Below are 16,507 nucleotides of genomic sequence, written 5' to 3' on the forward strand. Positions count from 1 at the left end.
GGTCGGGGCTGGGTATGTCACTGCCTGCGCGGGTGTGGTCCTCACACGCCGGCGGGGGTGGTGGGGGCCGGGCGGGGCTTGAACGGGGCGCCCGCGCCGGGAGCCCCCGGCGCGGCCTCCGCGTTCGTTGCGGCTTCGCTAGATGATCAGGGACAGGAGCAGGACCAGGCCGCCCGCGACCACCGAGATGATCGTCTCCATCACGGACCACGTCTTGATCGTCTGGCCGACGTCCAGGCCGAAGTACTCCTTGACCAGCCAGAATCCCGCGTCGTTCACGTGCGAGAAGAAGAGCGAACCCGCGCCGATGGCCAGGACGAGCAGGGCCGTGTGGGCCGTCGACATGTCGGCGGCGAGGGGGGCCGCCAGGCCGGCCGCGGAGATCGTGGCGACCGTCGCGGAGCCCGTCGCGAGGCGGATGGCCACCGCGATCAGCCAGGCGAGCAGCAGCGCCGGGATCGACCAGTCCTTGGAGAAGTCGAGGATCATCTGGCCCACGCCGACGTCGATCAGCGTCTGCTTGAAGCCGCCGCCCGCACCGACGATCATCAGCACGCCCGCGATCGGGGCGAGCGACTTCTCGACGGTGCCCGACAGGCGGTCCTTGGTGAAGCCGGCCGCGCGGCCCAGCGTGAACATGCCGACGATCACCGCGGCCAGCAGCGCGATCAGCGGCGAGCCGATCACGTCGAAGACCCGCTGCACCGTGGTCGCGGGATCGTCGACCACGATGTCCACCAGCGCCTTGGCGAGCATCAGGACGACGGGCAGCAGCACCGTGGCGACCGTGGCGCCGAAGCCGGGACGCTTGTCCAGCTCCTCCGAGGGGCGCTGCGGGATCATCTTCTCGGGCGCGGGGACGTCCACCCAGCGGGCGGCGACCTTCGAGAACAGCGGGCCCGCGATGATCACCGTCGGGATGGCGACGAGGACGCCGAGCGCGAGCGTGACGCCCAGGTTGGCCTTGACCGCGTCGATCGCGACGAGCGGGCCGGGGTGCGGCGGGATGAGGCCGTGCATCACGGAGAGACCGGCGAGGGCCGGGATGCCGATCCGCATCAGCGAGTAGTTGCCGCGCTTGGCGACCATCAGGACGACCGGGATCAGCAGCACGATGCCGACCTCGAAGAAGAGCGGCAGACCGATCACCGAGGCGATGAGGACCATCGCCCAGGGCATCGCGCGCCCGCCCGCCTTGGCGAGGATCGTGTCGACGATCTGGTCGGCGCCCCCGGAGTCGGCGAGCAGCTTGCCGAGGATCGCGCCGAGCGCGATCAGCACCCCGACGCCCGCGACGGTGTCGCCGAGCCCGCCGGTGAAGCTGGTGATGGCCTTGTCGAGCGGCGCGCCCGCGAAGGCCCCGAGCGCGAGCGACCCGACGGTCAGCGCGAGGAAGGCGTGCAGCTTGAACTTGGTGATGAGCAGGACGATGACGGCGATGCCCGCGAGGACGGCGATCCCCAGCTGGGCGTGGCCCGCGGAGGTGATCGGTTCGACGGGGTCCGCTGCCAACATCTCGACGCTGAGACGGGTCACGGTTGCTTCCTAGTACGTGGGTGGAACGCGCCGCCGGGGGCGCGGGAATCTTCCTTGCGGAGCAGGCTCAGCCGAGGTCGCCCAGGGCCCGCACGGCCCGCGCGGCGATCTCCTCGGGGGTGCCCGCGACATCGACGGCGACGCCCGCCTCGTCCGCCCCCAGGGGCTGCAACGTGGCGAACTGCGAGTCCAGGAGCGCGGTCGGCATGAAGTGGCCCTGCCGGTGCGACATCCGGTCCTCGATGAGCTCCCGGTCGCCCGTCAGGTGCACGAAGACGATGTCCGGGGCCGCGGCGCGCAGCCGGTCGCGGTAGCTGCGCTTCAGCGCCGAGCTGCTGACCACGCCGCCGCGCCCGGCCCGCCCGTGCGCCCAGCCGCCGATCGCGTCGAGCCAGGGCCACCGGTCGTCGTCGGTCAGCGGCGTGCCGGAGGACATCTTCTCGATGTTGGCCGGCGGGTGGAAGTCGTCGCCTTCGGCGTACGGAACGCCGAGCTGGTCCGCGAGCAGGGGGCCGATCGTGGTCTTGCCGGTTCCTGCCACGCCCATGACTACGACGACGTGGGGGGTGCTCATCGCTGCCTGCCTCGCTGTCTTCATCGACATCGGTCGGTTGTTCACGTCACTGAAACCCATTAGGTCTGACGAATTCAAGAGACTGTGACATAAAAGTCTGACTTATTGTTCCCGCGCCGATCCTCGTAGGCTTCCGCCATGACCGCACAGGCCCGAGGGCTGCACTCCCGCGTACTGGAAAGCCTCGGGCCCGCCATCACCGCGGGCGAGTACCCGCCGGGCAGCGTCCTGCGCACCGACGAGCTGGCCCAGCGCCTGGAGGTGTCCCGCTCCGTGATGCGCGAGGCGGTGCGGGTCCTGGAGTCCATGCACCTGGTCGCCTCCCGCCGCCGCGTGGGCGTCACGGTGCGGCCGACCGAGGAGTGGAACGTCTACGACCCGCAGGTCATCCGGTGGCGCCTGGCCGGCGCGGACCGGCCGCGGCAGCTGCGCTCCCTGACCGTGCTGCGCTCCGCCGTCGAGCCGGTCGCCGCGGGCCTCGCCGCCCGGCACGCCACGGCCGCCCAGTGCGCGGAGCTCACCGAGTGCGCCCTCGGCATGGTCGCCCACTCCCGCGGCCACCAGCTGGAGGGCTACCTGAAGCACGACGTCGCCTTCCACCGGGTGATCCTCAACGCCTCCGGCAACGAGATGTTCGCCCGCCTCGGTGACGTCGTCGCCGAGGTCCTGACCGGCCGCACCGCCCACCAGGTCATGTTCGAGGACCCGGACCCGCCCGCCGTCACCCTGCACGTCAAGGTCGCCGAGGCGGTCCGGGAGGGCGACGCCGTCCGCGCGGAGGCGCTGACCCGCGAGATCGCCCTGGGCGCCCTGGACGAGCTCGACATCCTCGCGCCCTGAGGACCTGCGCACGAGCGCCCGTACCGGGTCGGCCAGAATGGACGCCATGTCCCGACGCGCCGCACGCCCCGCCCCCGCCTCCTGCCCCTGCGGGCATCCGCAGCCGTACGAGAAGTGCTGCGCCAGGCTGCACCGGGGCGAGGCCGCCGCGAGCACCCCGGAGGAGCTGATGCGCTCCCGCTACAGCGCCTTCGCCGTGCGCGACGAGGGCTACCTGCTGCGCAGCTGGCACCCGCGGACCCGGCCGCCGCGCGTCGAGTTCGACCCGGCGCTGCGCTGGGTCGGCCTGGACATCGAGGAGACCACCGAGGGCAGCGCGTTCCACACCACGGGAACGGTCACCTTCCGGGCCAGGTACACCGATGGCGGTCGCCCGGACTCCCTGCACGAACGCAGCCGCTTCGAGCGCGTCGACGGCGCCTGGGTGTACGTCGACGGCACCTTCATCGACTGAGCCGTCTACTGGGCCGTCTATTGGGCCGTCGGCTGAGCCATCTACCGAGCCGTCTGCTGGGCCACCGACTGGGCCACGCCTGGGCCACCGACGAGCCGTCCGCCGACCGGCCCGTCGGGTGACCGGTCCCTCCCGCCGCCGCCCGCGAAGCCCCCACCCGTCCCCGTACCCGTAATCGCACATCGTCGTACACGCCGGCCCGGCGGTGTCCCCGCCGCCCCACCCGACGGGACCCGGCCACCGCGTGCCCCGTGCGCGTGGGGCTGCTGGGAGCGGGGCTTCACACGGGGTGTGAACCCGCGTCCCTGCGCCGCCCCTCCGGCCCTGCCCACGGGCCCAAACGCCCTGGCCCGCCCGCCAGTTCGACGCCCGCGCGGGGCCGCGCACATAGGCGGGAACCCTCGCTGCGGCCGACCGGCGCCGCCAGTAGCGTCTGCCTGCCCCCCCCTGTCCCGTACGCAGTAACGCGAGCAGCCGTGCGAAGGAAGAGGCGCCCGATGGCCGACACCGGACAGCACCAGCCGAGCTACGAGCGCTACCTGGGGGGCAGCCCCGAAGCGGAGCGCCGGCTCTTCGAGCGCATGGCGCGGGACCTGATGAAGGTCCAGGAGAAGAACCGTGCGGCGGCCCGTGCCGCCGGCGCGGACCGCGCCCTGCACGCCAAGGCGGCACTCGGCGTCCTCGACGCCCGGCTGCGCTTCGACGACGACCTGCCCGAGGACCTGCGCCACGGCTTCGCGCAGCCCGGCGCCGAATATCCGGCGACCCTGCGGCTGTCCAACGCGGGCGGCATCCGGCAGGCCGACGGGGCACCCGACCTGCGGGGCGCCGCCGTGCGCGTGGCCGTGTCCGCCGAGGAGAGCCACGACCTGCTCGCCACCAACCACCCCGTCTCGCACGCCCGCGACGCCCGGGAATTCGTCGCCTTCGCCAAGGCGATGGCCGGGGCCACCACGCCCCTGCGCAAGGGCCTCGCGCTCCTCGTCAGGCTTCCGCTCGCCGTCGGCCTGGCCCCCGCCGCCCGCATGCGCCGCACCGTGCGGGCGGCCACCCGGCACGCCGTGCACAGCCTGGCCGCCGAGACGTACTGGAGCCGCAGCGCCATTCTGTGGGGCGCGGCAGGACCGGTCCGCTACCTGCTGCGTCCCGTGGGCGCCGCGGGCGCCGCCGTGTCCGACCCGGCCCGCCGCGACCCGCAGTACCTGCGCCGCGAGCTGGAGACCCGGCTCGCCCGCCAGGACATCGTCTTCGAGCTGTGCCTGCAGCGGTACGTCGACGCCCGCCGCACGCCCGTCGAGGACGGCTCCGTGGAGTGGCTCGAGTCCGTCGCCCCCGCCGTGCCCGTCGCCCGGCTCACCGTGCCGAGCCGGGACCTCGACACCGCGGAGGCGCGCGGTGCCGCCGAGCGCGTCGAGGCCATCGGCTTCAACCCCTGGTACACCACCGAGGAGTTCCGCCCGCTCGGCAACCTCAACCGCGCCCGCAAGGCCACCTACGAGGCGAGCGCCGCCCACCGCGGCGGCCTGCGCTTCGTCACGGCCGCCCCCCTGCGCAACGGCATCCTCGGCGTGCCGTCCGCCGCCGCCTTCCGGCTCCTGAACCGCGCGGTGCCCTGGCACCGCCTGCCGGTGCCCGCGGGCCTGCTCAACCTCGTCTTCCTGCGCAAGGCGCTGCGCCGGTACAACCTCATCGACACCGACGTGCCCGAGGCGCCGCCGCGCACCGGGCCCGCCCCCGCGCCCTTCGACGAGCAACTGCGCACCGTCCGCTCCTTCGACGGCAGCTACAACGACCTCTCCGAGCCGGCCATGGGCGCGGTGGGCGCCGCCTTCGGACGCAACCTCCGGCCGGTCTACCGGCCCGACCTCTTCGACATCCCCAACCCGGTCACGGTCAGCCGCCAACTCCTGCACCGCGACACCTTCCTGCCCGCCACCTCGCTCAACGTGCTCGCCGCGGCCTGGATCCAGTTCCAGGTCCACGACTGGGTCAACCACCGCCGCCACAAGCCCGGCGGCAAGTCCGTCGAGGTGCCGCTGCCGCCCGGCACCACCTGGTTCAACACGCCCGGCGGGCCCGCCGAGCGGGTGATGCGCTTCGCCGACAACGAAGGCATCGACGTCCCCGGCGACCGGCCGCCCCTCCTCTTCGCCAACATGGCCTCCCACTGGTGGGACGGCTCCGAGGTGTACGGCGAGAGCGAGGCGACCGCCCGCTTCCTGCGCGCGCCCGACGGCGGCCCCGCCCTGCGCCTGGAGGAGGGCCACCTGCCGCTCGGCCCCGACGGCATCCCGCTCACCGGCTTCGCCGAGAGCTGGTGGATGGGCCTGAGCGCCCTGCACACCCTCTTCGCCCGTGAACACAACGCGGTCTGCGAGGCGCTGCGCCGGGCCTACCCGTCGATGAGCCAGGACGGCGTCTACCACACGGCGCGGCTCGTCGTCTCCGCCCTCATCGCCAAGATCCACACCGTGGAGTGGACGCCCGCGATCCTCGCCACCGAGGCGATCGACGTCGGGCTGCGCACCAACTGGTCCGGACCGCCGAGCAGTTGGCTGACCAAACTCGGCCTGTGGCTCTTCGAGGCACACTCGCTCACCGGCATCCCCGGCACCCTGCCGGACCACCACGGCGTGCCGTACTCCCTGACGGAGGACTTCGTCACCGTCTACCGCATGCACCCGCTGATCCCGGACGACTTCGAGATGCGCGAACACCGCTTCGGGCAGCGCCTGGAGAACCTCTCCTTCCACGACATCCAGGGCGCCGCGGCCGAGGCCGCCATCCGCAAGACCGGCCTCGCCGACACCCTGTACTCCTTCGGCATCGCCCACCCGGGAGCGATCACGCTGCACAACTTCCCGCACGCGCTGCGGCACTTCGAGCGCGACGGCGAGATCATCGACCTGTCCGTCGTCGACCTCGTGCGCACCCGCAGGCGCGGTGTGCCCCGCTACAACGACTTCCGCGAGGGCCTGCACAAGCAGCGCATCCGCCGCTTCGAGGACCTCTCCGAGGACCCCGACACCGTCGCCCGGCTCAAGGACGTCTACCGCTCGGTCGACGAGATCGACACCGTGGTCGGCCTGTTCGCCGAGAATCCGCCGCACGGCTTCGGCTTCAGCGACACCGCCTTCCGCATCTTCATCCTGATGGCCACCCGGCGGCTGCAGAGCGACCGCTTCCTGACCGTCGACTTCCGCCCCGAGATCTACACGCCGCTCGGCATCGACTGGGTGCAGCAGGGCGGCATGAACTCGGTCCTGCTGCGGCACTGCCCGGAACTCGCGGGCCTGCTGCCGCGCGGGGCGAGCGCGTTCGCGCCGTGGCGGCAGGTGCGTCCCGCGGGCGACGGCGGCGGACGTGCCGGCGGCTGAGGGCGGGCCGGGACACCCGGGCCTCGACGCCCTGTTCGCCCGCCCCCTCCTGGAGACGCTCTGGCGCCGCCGCACCCACCGGGTGAGCCGCGGCGCCACCGTCCCCGCGGGCTCGATGAGCTACCGCTCGCCGCACGAACCGCGCCCGCTGTCCGAGCTCGAGGAGGCGGTGCTGATCGCGCTGACCGGCTGCACCGGACTGACCATGCCGGACCGGCCCTTCGACGATCCGCGCGACGGCAAGCCCATCATGGCCAAGCCCAACATGACGATGGCGGGCCGTACGGCGGGCAGCCCCGACAACGCGCAGGGCACGCACTTCTTCCTGATCAACGACTCCGGCACGTACTTCCTGCGCCGGCTGCCCCCGGCGCCCGACACGCCCCTGGACGCGGCCGCGCTCCTGGAACGGGCCCGGCTCGCCAAGGTCCGCGTCCTCGACCACCGCCTGGACGTCGCCGACGGCCTGCGCGACTTCCCGGCCTACCTCGACTCCAACCGCTTCCTGTCCAACCTGCCGGGCACGACGCTCCTCTTCCCGGTCGTCGACCTCTCCCACCAGTACATCAACGCCCTGATGTACCTGCTCACCCAGCCGGACGGCGCCCGCCCCACCCTCGTCGACGACCGCAACTTCCACCGCACGGCGGGCGTACGGAAATGGGTCCGCAACGGCTTCCTCAATGCCGACCTGAAGCTGCCGCTGGGCGCGCTCGGCCCGCTGCGCACCCAGATCGAGGCGGACCTGCTCCTGCAGAACCTGATGCTGACCGCCGAGGCGATGGGCCTCGGCGCCTGGATCCACGCCTCCGTGAACCCGCAGATCGCGCTCGGCGACCCGAAGTTCTCCCGCGTCTACGGCCGGATGCTCGGCTTCACCTTCGTCACCCCGCGCTGGCGGCTGCCGGACGTGTGGCGCTGGCACGTCCCGCTCCCCGGGTACGCGGCCCTGCGCTCCCAACCGGTGGGCCTGCGCTCGCCCGGCGGGGAGCCCCTGATCGAGGCGGCCTGCCCGCCCGCGCACCGCACGATGGGAGAGGCGGTCGACGCGGTGATCCGCGCCAAGTTCGGCGCCGGCGGCGTCTACACCGACAAGGACGTCTTCGCCCGCATCTACAAGGGGGAGTACGGCGGGCGGTACCTGGCGGAGGCGAGCGAGTACGAGGACCGGGTGATCGCCTGCGCGCGGGACATCTGCGAGTACATCCTCACCACCCACCGCCGCTTCCCGGCCCACACGGACGCGATCCACGTCCCCGGCATCTGGCTCCAGGTCCACCACGTGGAAACGGAGTACTACGAGAAGTACTTCAGGAACGGCCTGACCCCCCACCACAGATCACACACGTCCACGTGGCACCCCTGAGCCAGTGACACCCCTGCCCCCCCCGAACCGAACCGAGACCAGCTGCGCCCATTCCAGCCGGTCCGGCGTTCGAGGCCATCGCGCGCGCTGCCGTGACGGACGAAGCCGCGCCCATTCCAGCCCGTCCGGCGTTTGAGGACGAACTCGGCGAAGCCGGTGACCTGCCGAGCCCCGCCCGGCGGAGCCGGAACGTCCGGGAAGGGGCGGGATCGGGGAAGGAGCCCCCTCCCTCACCCCAGCCCCGGCACCACGCAGTCGACAAGAAACGGCCCGGGCTCCGCCAGCCCCCGCTTCAACGACACCGCGAACTCCTCCGCGGACGCGGCCCGCTCCGCCGGCACCCCCATCCCCCGAGCCAGCGCGACGAAGTCGAGCACCGGCTCCGAGAGGTCGAGCAGTCGCCGCGACCGCACCCCACCCGCGACCGCCCCCACCGCCCCCAACTCCAGATTCAGGATCGCGTACGACCGGTTGTCGAAGACGACCGTCGTCACGTCGAGCCCCTCCCGCGCCTGCGTCCACAGCGCCTGCACCGTGTACATCGACGCCCCGTCCCCGACCAGCGCGAGCACGGGCCGGTCGGGACAGGCCACGCCCGCCCCCACCGCCAGCGGCAGCCCCTGCCCCATCGCCCCGCCGGTCAGCGTGAGCCAGTCGTGCGGCGGCGCCCCCGCGGTCGCGCCGGGCAGCCACAGCCCGGAGGTGTTGGCCTCGTCGACCACGACGGCCCCCTCCGGCAGCAGCGCCCCGATCACGGCGGCGGCCGTCTCGGCGGTCAGCTCACCGGTGGGCAGCGCGGGCCGCCCGGCCGCCGGACGCCCGGCGCGCGCGGGCGCCGCGGCACCCGCACCGGACGGGTCGACCACCTCGGCGAGCCCTTCGAGCGCGGCCGTCACGTCCTCGGCGCCCGCCGCGAGCGTGTGCACCGCACACCCCTCGGGCACCAGCACACCCCGCTGCCCCGGATACGCGAAGAAGGCGACCGGCGACGCGGCCCCGGCGAGCACCAGGTGCCGTACACCCGTCAACTGGCGCACCGCGTCCGCGGCGAAGTAGCCGAGCCGCTCGACCGGGGTCCGGCCCGCGCCCCGCTCCAGCCGCGCGGGGAAGGTCTCGCAGAGCAGCTTCGCGCCCGTCGCGGCGGCGATCCGCCCCGCCGCGGCGAGCCCGCCCCCGCGCACGGCGGCCCCGCCGAGCAGCAGCGCGACGCCCTCGCCGGAGCGCAGCGCCCCCGCGGCGCCGGTCACCGCGTCGACCGAGACGAGGCCCCGCCGCGCCGGGGCGGGCGGGACGGCGGCCGGGGGCGCGTCGACCGCGGACCAGGACACGTCGGCGGGCACGACCAGCGTGGCGATCGCCCCGGGCGGTCCGGTCGCGGCGGCCACCGCGTCCGCGACGTCACCACCGAGTCCGTCGGCCTGGTACGTGCGGCGCGTCCAGGCCGACACCGTGCCGGCGAGCGCCCCGATGTCGGACTCCAGGGGCGCGTCCAGCCGCTTGTGGCCCAGGGCGTGGTCCCCCACGACGTTGATCAGCGGGGTCGCGGCCCGCCGCGCGTTGTGCAGGTTCGGCAGGCCGCCCGCGAGACCGGGCCCGAGGTGCAGCAGGGTGCACGCGGGGCGGCCCGTCATCCGCCCGTACCCGTCGGCGGCGCCGGTCGCCACGCCCTCGAAGAGGCACAGCACGGGCCGCAGCAGGGGCGTTCGGTCCAGCGCGGCCACGAAGTGCATCTCCGAGGTGCCGGGGTTGGCGAAGCAGGCGCGCACACCCCCGTCCACGAGGCCGTCGATCAGGATCTGGGCTCCGTTCGGCATGGCGGTCCGCCTCTGCTCGGTGGCCTGGGCGCGCGGTGGGCGGCGGCGCCCGGTGCGTGGGGGAGGCCAGTCTTCACGGGGTCGCGGTCGCGGCGGCAGCCGGGATCCGGCCAGCCGGCGCGGGCGTGCCGGGGCCGAACCTGGCCCGGTAGCCGGACGGGCTGAGCCCGGTCTCGCGGCGCAGCCGGGCCCGCAGGCTGGCCGTCGTGCCCAGGCCGCTGCGGCGCGCGACGACGTCCAGGCGCTCCTCGCCGCGCTCGATGAGTCGGCAGGCCAGCGCCACGCGTTCGCCGGTCAGCCAGGCCAGCGGGGTGGTGCCGAGCTGGGCGCGGAAGCGGCGGTGCAGGGTCGCGGGACTGACCCCGGCGCGGGCCGCGAGGGCGGTCACGGTGAGCGGCCCCCCGGCCCCGGGGGCCGCCCCCGCGGGCTCGCCGAGCCGCTCCTGCGCCCAGGCGAGCAGGGGCGCGAGCGAGACGTCGGGGACATCGGGGACCGGACGTTCCACGAACTGCCGCTGCCCGCCGTCCCGGTGGGCGGCGAACACGAGGCGCCTGCTCACGGAGTTGGCGACCTCCGCGCCGTGGTCGCGGCGCACGAGGTGCAGGCCGAGGTCGAGGGCGGCCGAACTGCCCGCCGCGGTGAGGATGTCGCCGTCGTCCACGAAGAGCACGTCCGGTTCGAGACGTACGGCCGGAAACCGCTCCCGGAAGGAGTCGGCCCACTGCCAGTGCGCGGTGGCCCGGCGCCCGTCGAGCACCCCGGCCTCGGCGAGCGTGAACGCGCCGCTGCAGAAGCCCACCAGGCGGGCGCCGCGCGCGTGGGCCCGCCGGACGGCGGCCAGGACGGCGGGCCGTCGCGGCACGTCGGTGTCGGGCCGGTTGGGCACGATCACGGTGTCCGCGCGGTCGGCCGCGTCGAGCCCGGCCACCGAGGTCAGCGTGAAGAAGCCGTCCCGCATCCGGGTGTCCGGCTCGGGGGAGCAGAGCGTGAAGTCGTACAGCTCACGGCCCAGTTCGGGTCGGCGCAGGCCGAACACCTCGGTGGCGCAGCCGAGTTCGAAGGGGTTGGAGTTCTCGTCGACGATGACGACGACGCGGTGCGGTCCCGGCGGTCGAGGTGCCGGGGGTGCCGGGGGTGCCGGGGGCGTCGGGCGTGTTCGGGGCCGGAGCTGCGAGGATTCTTGCGGCATGTGCGATTTCTAGCACTCACCCGTCGTGCGGGGAACGGCGGATGATCACCTCATGAGCAACGAACCCCTCGCCCTGGACCGGGCCTTCGCCTCCTTCGACGCCCTGTGGAGCCCCCGCATCGTCACCTCCGTCAACGACTACGACGTCCGCGTCGCCAAGGTCGAGGGCGAGCACGTCTGGCACGTCCACGACGCGACCGACGAGTTCTTCCTGGTCCTCGGCGGCGAGCTGCACATCGACCTGCGCGAGCCCGCGGGGGAGCGCAGGGTCACGCTCGCGCAGGGCTCGGTCTTCACCGTCCCCCGCGGCACCGAGCACCGGCCGTCCGCCCCCGGCGGCGCGCGCATCCTCCTCTTCGAGCCCACCGGGACGCCGACGGTGGGCGACCGCCACGACGAGGTCCCGGACCATGTGGACGCGACGACGGGCCACCCGCTGCACACCTGAGAGTCCACCCCCGGGCCCACCCCACTCCACCTCTATTCAACTTTGACTAGGGTGGAGGCATGGCCGAGAAAATGATCCCGCTCCTGCCGTGCCGGACCATCCAGCCCGTCGTCGACTTCTACACGGCCCTGGGCTTCGCGACGACGTTCCTGCAGAAGAGCCCCTATCCCTACGCCGTCGTCGAACGCGGCCCCGTCGAGCTGCAGTTCTTTGGCATGAAGGAGTACGAGCCCGAGCAGTCCTACTCCGGCTGCTACGTCGTCACCGACGACGTGGACACGCTGCACGGCGCCTTCCGCGCCGGACTCAAGGAGGCGTACGGCAGGATCCCCGTCCGCGGCCTGCCGCGCATCGGACCGCTCAAGGACATGTCGTACGGCATGCGCCAGTTCCTGATGACCGACCCCGGCGGCAACAGCATCCGGGTGGGACAGCGGATCAGCGAGGACCAGGCGCACCGGCCCGCGCCCAAGGGCACCTTCGCGCGGGCCCTGCACACCGCCGACCTGTTCGCCGACTCCAAGGAGGACCTGCCGGGCGCCGCGAAGATCATCGACCGGGCCCTCGGCCTCACCGGCGAACGGCCCACCCCCGAACAGGAGCTGCGCCTGCTGGTCCTGCGCGGTGACCTCGCCCGGCGCCTCGGCGACGACGACCTCGCCGACCGCGTCCTGGCCCGCGCCGCCGCGCTCCCGCTCACCGACGCGGACCGGGCGGCCGCGCGCGACGCGCTGGCACGCCTGGCCGAACTGACGCGGTAGCCCGCGAGCGGGCGGGGCCGGGCGGCGGCCGCTCAGCCGACGTGCACCCGGGGCCTGCGCTCCGGATCCGGCTCCGCGCGGCGCAGCACCTCGCGGGTGACCGGCGCGACCTCGCCGTCGCCGAAGACGAGGAAGCGCAGCAGATGGCCGAGCGGGTCGCCCTCGGTCCAGTTGAAGTACGCGTGCGGGACCTGCCCCGTGCGGTCGCGGATCGCCATCAGGACCGCCGCCAGGGTGTTCGGCACCCCGGGCCCCGCCACCCGCAGCCGGCGCGCCCCGTGCTTCTCGTCGCCGTGCACCGTCAACTCGGCGGCGAAGTCGGAGGAGTTGCGGACGAACACCTCGAGGAAGAGCACGGGCTTGCCGCCCGGGATGTGGGTGTGCTCGCGCTGGCTGTACTCCTTGGCGCGGTACTCGGCGGTGCTGTGCTCCTGCGGCTCGTTCGCGATGATCCGCACCGGGCCCGACGCGGCGGCCGCGTCGACGAGCCGGGCCGCCTCCGCGTCGAACGCCACGCCGGACGAGCGCAGTTCGAAGGCGCGGTGCACCCGTGAGGCGAAGGAGGAGAGCACGATCGCCAGGATGAACAGCGCGGCGATCTTGATGCCGTCGGGCCGCTCCACCACGTTCGTCACCAGGGTGTACGCGAACACCGCGGTGATCAGCCCGAAGCCGACCGCCGCCCCGCGGTGCCCGCGCTGGTGCACGGCCACCGTCGAGGCGAACGACGCGGACAGCATGAGGACGAGGACGCCGGTGGCGTACGCGCCGCTCTGCGCGTCGACGTCCGCGTTGAACCAGAGCGTGATGGCGACCGCGATCGTCATGAAGACGAGGACCAGCGGCCGCACCGCCCGCGTCCACTCGGGCGCCATCCCGTACCGCGGCAGGTAGCGCGGCACGATGTTCAGCAGCCCGGCCAGGGCCGAGGCGCCGGCGAACCACAGGATGGCGATGGTGGAGACGTCGTAGACCGTGCCGAAGACCTCGCCGAGCCGCTCGTGCGCCAGGTGGGCGAGCGCGCGGCCGTTGGCGGGCCCGCCCTTCTCGAAGTCCTTCTGCGGGATCAGGATCGTCGTCGCCAGACTGGACAGCAGCAGGAAGCAGCTCATGATGACGGCGGCCGTGGTCAGCAGCTTGCGGGTGTCCCGGATGCGCCCGGCGGGCTTCTCGTACGTGTCCGTCGCGTCGCCCCGCACCTGCGGCATCACCGCGACACCCGTCTCGAAGCCGGACATGCCGAGCGCCAGCTTCGGGAAGACCAGCAGCGCGACGCCGATCATGACGAACGGCGACGAGTGCTCGGCCGTCATCGCGTCCCACCAGTCGCCGATCCGCACCGGCTCGGTGAGGACCACCCAGGCCGCGGTGACCAGGACGACGAGGTTCAGCGTCAGGAAGACGGCGACGAGCGTCACCGCCACCCCGATCGCCTCCCGGAACCCCTTGAGGAAGACCGCGCCGAGCGCGGCCACCAGGACCAGGGTGATCAGGACGTTCTCGCCGTCCAGCCAGTGCGGGGCGAACGGGTTCTCCACCACGTGGGCCGCCGCGTCGGCCGCCGACAGCGTGATGGTGATGATGAAGTCCGTCGCCGCGAAGCCGAGCAGCACCAGGACGAAGATCTTCCCCGACCACCAGGGCAGCAGCCGCTCCAGCATGTGGATGGAGCCCTCGCCGTGCGGGGATTCCTTGGCCACCCGCCGGTAGACGGGCAGTGCCCCGAGCAGGGTGAGGGCGATCAGCACCAGGGTCGCGAGCGGCGAGAGCAGCCCGGCGGCGAGCGCCGCGATGCCCGGCTGGTAGCCGAGCGTGGAGAAGTAGTCGACGCCGGTCAGGCACATCACGCGCCACCAGCGGTGCCCCTCGTGCTCGGCGGGCGGCTTGCCGTGCGGCCCCTGGTGCCGCGCCGTCCGCTCGGTGAGCCCGTCGAGGAGCCAGGCGCGCAGGCGGTGGGAGGACTTCGCGGTCATCCGCCCATCGTCGCCCGGCGGCGTCAGAAGTCCGTGAAGACCGGGCCGTCCGGCGCGAAGAACGCGCAAGGGAAGCGCTCGCCCGCGCGCGCGAGGACGCAACCTTGCCGCACCCACCCCGCCCGGCCGGCGGCCCGCCCCTGTCCGGGGCCGCCGTCCGCCGGGCCCCGTAAGGAGTACGCGCATGTCCGTCCTGACCACCGAGCCGAAAACCGCCCCACGGGACGAGGAGCCGCCCGACGACGGCGAACGCCACCGGCTCACCGCCGTCACCGGCCTCGCGGCGCTGTCCCTGGACGCGATGGCCTCGGTCGCCTACGGCCCTGAGGCCATCGTGCTCGTCCTCGCCGTCGCCGGCGGCCGGGGCCTCGGCCTCACCCTGCCGGTCACCCTCGCCATCGCCACCCTCCTCGCGGTCCTCGTCGCCTCCTACCGCCAGGTCATCGCGGCCTTCCCCGACGGGGGCGGCTCCTACGCGGTGGCCAGGACCCACCTAGGCCGCCGCGCGGGCCTGGTCGCCGCCGCCTCCCTGGTCCTGGACTACGTCCTGAACGTCGCGGTCGCCGTCACCGCCGGAGTCGCCGCCCTCACCTCGGCCTTCCCCGGCCTCCACGGCGACCGGCTGTGGCTCTGCCTCGCCGTTCTTGCGCTGGTCACCGCCGTCAACCTGCGCGGCATCGCGGACTCGGCGCGCGCCTTCATCGCCCCCACCGCGGTCTTCGTGCTCGCGATCCTCACGCTGATCGTGGCCGGCCTGTTCCGCTCCGCGCCGGTCAGCACCGAGGCCGCCGCGGGCCACGCCTCCGTCGTCGCGGACGACGCCACCACCGTCGGCGCCCTGCTCCTCCTGAAGGCCTTCGCCGCCGGCTGCTCGGCGCTCACCGGCGTCGAGGCCATCGCCAACGCCGTGCCGTCCTTCCGCACCCCGCGCGCCCGACGCGCCCAGCACGCCGAGATCGCCCTCGGCGCAATCCTCGGCGTCATGCTGATCGGCCTCGCCGTGCTGATCTCCCGCTTCCACCTCCAGCCGGTCGAGGGCGTCACCGTCCTCGCCCAGCTCGCCGACGCCTCCCTCGGCCACGGCGTGGCGTTCTACGTCATCCAGTTCGCCACCATGACCCTGCTCGCCCTCTCCGCCAACACCTCCTTCGGCGGCCTCCCGGTGCTGCTCCGGCTGCTCGCCCGCGACAACCACCTGCCGCACGTCTTCGCCCTCAAGGCCGACCGCCAGGTGCACCGGCACGGCGTGCTCACCCTGGCCGGGATCTCCGCCGCCCTCCTGGTGTTCTCCGGCGGCGACACCAACACGCTCGTCCCGCTCTTCGCGATCGGCGTCTTCGTCGGCTTCACGCTCGCCCAGACCGGCATGGTCGTCCACTGGCACCGTGAGCGCGGCCCGCGGTGGCGGGGCAAGGCCGCCCTCAACGGCCTGGGCGCCCTCCTGACCGGCGTCTCGGCTGTCGTCGTCACCGCCACCAAGTTCCCCGAGGGCGCCTGGCTCATCGTGGTCGCCCTGCCCCTGCTCGTCGCCGCCTTCGAAGCGGTCCACCGCGCCTACGCCCGGATCGGCGAGCGCCTCGGCCTCGGCCACGTCCCCGACCGCCCGCACCGCGACCGCTCCCTGGTCGTCGTCCCCGTCTCCGCGTTGTCCCGCCTCACCAGCGAGGCCCTGACGGCCGCCGTCTCCCTGGGCGACGAGGTGCGCGCCGTGACCGTCTGCCACACCGACCCCGAGGACCGCGCCCAGGCCGAGGCGCTGGAGCGGGACTGGGCGCTGTGGAACCCGGGAGTGGACCTGGTCCGCCTGCCCTCGGCCCGGCGCACCCTGGGCCGCCCGGTCGCCGCGTACGTACGCGACATCGAGACCGCCGCCCCCGGCACCCGCGTCACCGTCCTCATCCCCGAGGTGGAGCCCGAGCACCCCTGGCAGCGGGTGCTGCACAACCAGCGGGGCGCGGTCGTGGCGCACGCCGTGCGGCGCGGCACCGACGCCGCGGTCTGCCGCCTGCGGCTGCGGATATCGCCAGGTGACAGCTGATCCGAGCCGATCCGCGGGCCCGTCGGGCGCGGACCGTCAGAGAGCCGTCAAGACGGCCGAAAACGCCGTATGGAGGACGTCAACGACGGCCGGGGAGGGCCGAAACGGAGGTTTCCTCTAACCGTCCGACCCGGTGA

12 protein-coding genes are annotated in these 16,507 nt (G+C 73.6%); 7 read left to right on the top strand and 5 right to left on the bottom strand.

Annotation, left to right across the window (positions count from 1 at the left end):
- Window positions 1–138: 138 nt before the first annotated feature.
- Window positions 139–1,536 carry a gluconate:H+ symporter gene (locus ACFYXE_RS36610; RefSeq protein ID WP_389320383.1) on the bottom strand — a complete coding sequence of 466 codons (1,398 nt, stop codon included), beginning with the start codon at window positions 1,534–1,536 and terminating at the stop codon, window positions 139–141.
- A gap of 67 nt (window positions 1,537–1,603) precedes the next feature.
- A complete protein-coding gene (locus tag ACFYXE_RS36615) occupies window positions 1,604–2,110 on the bottom strand; it encodes a gluconokinase (protein ID WP_361177227.1) in 507 nt (168 codons plus the stop codon).
- A 138-nt stretch (window positions 2,111–2,248) separates the two neighbouring features.
- Here ACFYXE_RS36615 and ACFYXE_RS36620 point away from each other — a divergent pair, with 138 nt between their 5' ends.
- From ACFYXE_RS36620 to ACFYXE_RS36635, 4 genes are all read left to right on the top strand, one after another.
- Window positions 2,249–2,950: a FadR/GntR family transcriptional regulator gene (locus ACFYXE_RS36620; protein WP_361177225.1), complete on the top strand. Its 702-nt coding sequence runs from the start codon at window positions 2,249–2,251 to the stop codon at window positions 2,948–2,950.
- Window positions 2,951–2,996: 46 nt separating this feature from the next.
- Window positions 2,997–3,404, top strand: coding sequence for a YchJ family metal-binding protein (locus tag ACFYXE_RS36625; RefSeq protein WP_361177223.1), 408 nt, complete (start codon window positions 2,997–2,999; stop codon window positions 3,402–3,404).
- A 497-nt stretch (window positions 3,405–3,901) separates the two neighbouring features.
- A complete protein-coding gene (locus tag ACFYXE_RS36630) occupies window positions 3,902–6,781 on the top strand; it encodes a peroxidase family protein (protein ID WP_389320388.1) in 2,880 nt (959 codons plus the stop codon).
- Complete coding sequence (locus ACFYXE_RS36635; protein WP_389320391.1) at window positions 6,768–8,147, top strand: hypothetical protein; 1,380 nt, start codon at window positions 6,768–6,770, stop codon at window positions 8,145–8,147. Before ACFYXE_RS36630 ends, ACFYXE_RS36635 begins: the two co-directional genes overlap by 14 nt.
- Window positions 8,148–8,377: 230 nt before the next feature.
- On the opposite strand, the gene ACFYXE_RS36640 is transcribed toward ACFYXE_RS36635, so the two are convergent.
- Both ACFYXE_RS36640 and ACFYXE_RS36645 read right to left on the bottom strand, forming a co-directional pair.
- A complete protein-coding gene (locus tag ACFYXE_RS36640) occupies window positions 8,378–9,961 on the bottom strand; it encodes an acetolactate synthase large subunit (protein WP_389320394.1) in 1,584 nt (527 codons plus the stop codon).
- A gap of 73 nt (window positions 9,962–10,034) precedes the next feature.
- Window positions 10,035–11,150 (bottom strand): helix-turn-helix domain-containing protein, encoded by a 1,116-nt coding sequence (locus tag ACFYXE_RS36645; RefSeq protein ID WP_389320397.1) that lies wholly within the window; start codon window positions 11,148–11,150, stop codon window positions 10,035–10,037.
- A 52-nt stretch (window positions 11,151–11,202) separates the two neighbouring features.
- On the opposite strand from ACFYXE_RS36645, the gene ACFYXE_RS36650 reads away from it, so the two are divergent.
- Window positions 11,203–11,598 (top strand): cupin domain-containing protein, encoded by a 396-nt coding sequence (locus tag ACFYXE_RS36650; RefSeq protein WP_389320400.1) that lies wholly within the window; start codon window positions 11,203–11,205, stop codon window positions 11,596–11,598.
- Window positions 11,599–11,657: 59 nt separating this feature from the next.
- Window positions 11,658–12,359, top strand: coding sequence for a bleomycin resistance protein (locus ACFYXE_RS36655; RefSeq protein WP_389320403.1), 702 nt, complete (start codon window positions 11,658–11,660; stop codon window positions 12,357–12,359).
- 32 nt (window positions 12,360–12,391) lie between these two features.
- Here ACFYXE_RS36655 and ACFYXE_RS36660 read toward each other — a convergent pair whose 3' ends face one another.
- Complete coding sequence (locus ACFYXE_RS36660) at window positions 12,392–14,332, bottom strand: amino acid transporter (RefSeq protein ID WP_361177211.1); 1,941 nt, start codon at window positions 14,330–14,332, stop codon at window positions 12,392–12,394.
- A 184-nt stretch (window positions 14,333–14,516) separates the two neighbouring features.
- Between ACFYXE_RS36660 and ACFYXE_RS36665 the strand changes: the two genes are divergently transcribed.
- On the top strand, window positions 14,517–16,370 hold the full coding sequence (locus ACFYXE_RS36665; RefSeq protein WP_389320406.1) for an APC family permease: 1,854 nt from the start codon (window positions 14,517–14,519) through the stop codon (window positions 16,368–16,370).
- Window positions 16,371–16,507 lie beyond the last annotated feature (137 nt).

Source organism: Streptomyces sp. NPDC002564 (assembly GCF_042889645.1).
Classification (GTDB): domain Bacteria; phylum Actinomycetota; class Actinomycetes; order Streptomycetales; family Streptomycetaceae; genus Streptomyces.